Annotated in this window: 3 protein-coding genes; all 3 read left to right on the forward strand. The window is 39.4% G+C overall.

Features of this window, described 5'->3' with window-relative positions:
* The coding region (locus LHW48_01035) for a hypothetical protein (protein MCB5259047.1) at positions 1 to 1,171 on the forward strand (1,171 nt) is incomplete at its 5' end.
* 17 nt (positions 1,172 to 1,188) lie between these two features.
* Positions 1,189 to 2,289 carry a three-Cys-motif partner protein TcmP gene (gene tcmP / locus LHW48_01040; protein ID MCB5259048.1) on the forward strand — a complete coding sequence of 367 codons (1,101 nt, stop codon included), beginning with the start codon at positions 1,189 to 1,191 and terminating at the stop codon, positions 2,287 to 2,289.
* A gap of 2 nt (positions 2,290 to 2,291) precedes the next feature.
* Positions 2,292 to 2,872 (forward strand): radical SAM protein (locus LHW48_01045; protein MCB5259049.1); only part of this gene is annotated, 581 nt, incomplete at its 3' end.

The raw sequence follows: 2,872 nt of genomic DNA on the forward strand, positions 1-2,872 counted from the left end.
ACGCGTATTCCGAAATGCCGGAATTAACACCATAATCTCAGTGATCGGAGCTTGGCAAAGAACGGTTCGGGCTGATGATTTGATCCGCTTTGCTGCCTTCAAGCTGCCCTTTGAAAACTCTCTCTATACCGAGAATCTGCTTGCCATAGAAGGAACAGATAAACGAATAGAATATGACGATCTGAGAGTAAACGTTGTTGCCAGAGATACTCTGAGTAAGGAAGGATGGGAAAATAGTAGTGCTAAGAAATATAAGGGCTCTAAATGGGGTGGAATATACCTAAAGGCCCCCAATATCTATTTCACCATCATGGAGAAAGCAAAGGATAAACTTGTGAAGCTCGGTGATATTGCGGATGTCAAATTTGGCATAAAAACAGGAGCAAATGAGTTCTTTTATGCGCATGCGAGTAATCCCATCATAGATCACCTTGGTCGATCATCATGGATTACAGTTGTTCGCAAACCAGCAGAAATTCGCGGCATATTTCTTGATGAATCATGCCTGGAGCATAGACTGTTAGTTGTGAACCCCAAAGAGCTCACTGACAATTTAGCATTGAAGGTGTATATTGAAGATGGAGAAATGGAGCAGTACCATAAACGTCCGACTGTTATTGGGAGACAACCTTGGTATTCACTCCCTTCTTTAGATATTGCCGATTTCATACAGGGACAGATAATTAATGAGCGTTTCATTTTTTGTTTAAACCAGAAGTATCCAGCAGACTGTGTCCTCAATCAAGTAACCCTTAACAAGGAATTCAAAGAGTATGAGATGGAAACACTCATAGCTCTTAATTGCACTATGACTGCTTTTTTCACTGAACTAAATGGGAGAACGGCACTTGGTGAGGGTGCTCTAAAAAATCAGGTTTTCGAAGTGAGGAATCTTTATGTTATTGATCCTAAGCTACTTCGCTCAGATAATCTTGAGCAAGTTATTAATCCATTTAGATTTAGAGAGGTTTACAGTATATTTCGAGAGCTCCAGGTTGATCCTAAGGCTGGTTCCTTTATGAATGCAAATCCCTTACCTGATAGAAAAGCCCTGGATGAAGTAGTCTTTCGAGCTCTTGGATTGACTGACCTGGAGATTAAAGAGCTATATGCTGGAATGCTTGAGCTGACAGCTAATAGACTCAGGAAAGCTAAGACATTCGTAAATTAGGAGGTGATGTAATTCTTATGGCAACTCACAACATTGTTACATACCCAGGAAAGCCCTATTATGCATGCAAGTACGAGGAGCAGACCAAGATCAAACATCAAGTCTTCGCTTCGTACTTCGACACATGGGTCAAAATCGTTGGTAAAGATAGCCCTCTAAACTTCATTGATTGTTTTGGTGGTTGTGGGCTATATGATGATAATGGTAACCTACAACCAGGTAGTCCTATCATCGCAGCCCAGATTATTGAGCAGAATGCTATCTCTCTCAAAAGAGATTGTTGTGTTACAATACTTGATATTGATAAGAATTGCACGGATAACATTCCTCAGGCCTTCAAACTATTTAATTGCAATTGCAGTTATGAGTTAATCAACGCCGATTTCGAAGCATACATCAATACCGAGCTTGCTATGTTAGAAGCTAAAGGAAAAACACTTAGTCCCACATTCTTTTTGATAGATCCATATGGGTATAAAATCAAGCTAGAAACAATAAAACGCCTTATGTCTGTAAAAAACAGCGAAGTTTATTTCAATTTTATGTTCAATGCCGTTAATAGAGGCATCAGTTCAGGTAAAGTTGACAATACAATGGATGAACTTTTCGGCTGCACTGAATGGAGGGATTGCCAACAGCTTCATGGAATTGAACGAGAAGCGTGCATTGTAGACTTGATAAGGAACCAATTCAAGCAGTTCTCGAGATACGTCCTCCCATACAGGATATGTTTTCCATCGATAGATCGGACTTACTTTTATATGATTCATTTGACTAACCATGTAAGAGGATGTGAGATTATGAAGGCATGTTTTGCCGAGTTGAATCATGGAAAGATAGAGTATATTGGTAAAAATCAGAATCAGAGCTTCATTTTCGATCTAATTGAAGATCCTGTCCAAGAGATCGAATCATATATTAGCACTAATTTCAAGAATTCCCGAGAGTCATTCGATGAGTTACTTGATAAAATGATAGATACAACACCATATCTTGGCAAAGACATATCTTCTGCAGTATTAAGTCTATACAACAGACAGTTGGCGAATATTAGGCGTGTTTCATCGAAGAGGCAAAGCAGTAAACCGACCAAAAAAGACATAATTGAGATTTACTAATAATGATAAGAAAAACCTTGCTTTACAAAACAGGTGTTGAGTACGGAGATTATACCATCAACCATGTCTTAGGATGCTCACATGGCTGCACTTATCCCTGTTATGCATTTATGATGGCTCGCAGATTTGGCAGGATAAAAGACTATCAAGATTGGCTGGAACCCAAGCTCGTTGAAAATGCTATTGATCTGTTAAGGAAAGAGATCCCAAAGAAGCAGAAAAGCATTAAGTCTGTGCATCTTTGCTTTACCACCGACCCATTTATGTATGGACATCCTGAAGTAACTGAATTGAGCCTTGAAATCATCAAGCTACTGGATCATTATGGTATAAAATGCACAGCACTTACTAAAGGAGTTCTCCCTCACGAGCTTTCTAAGTTTGATAGAAAGCATGAATGGGGCATTTCTTTAGTTTCTTTCGATGAAGACTTTAGAAAGCAGTATGAGCCATTTTCTATAGATTATCCCACGCGCTTGGCAAGCATGAAGAGCTTGCATGACTTGGATTGTAAAACATGGGTGAGCATAGAGCCATATCCTACGCCCAATATAGTTGAGCAAGACCTGAGATCACTACTTAG

Source organism: Candidatus Cloacimonadota bacterium (genome assembly GCA_020532355.1).
GTDB lineage: Bacteria > Cloacimonadota > Cloacimonadia > Cloacimonadales > Cloacimonadaceae > UBA5456.

Bases quoted from the DNA above. Each gene is read 5' to 3' on its own strand.
- tcmP (MCB5259048.1), top strand. From the start codon at position 1,189: ATGGCAACTCACAACATTGTTACATACCCAGGAAAGCCCTATTATGCA.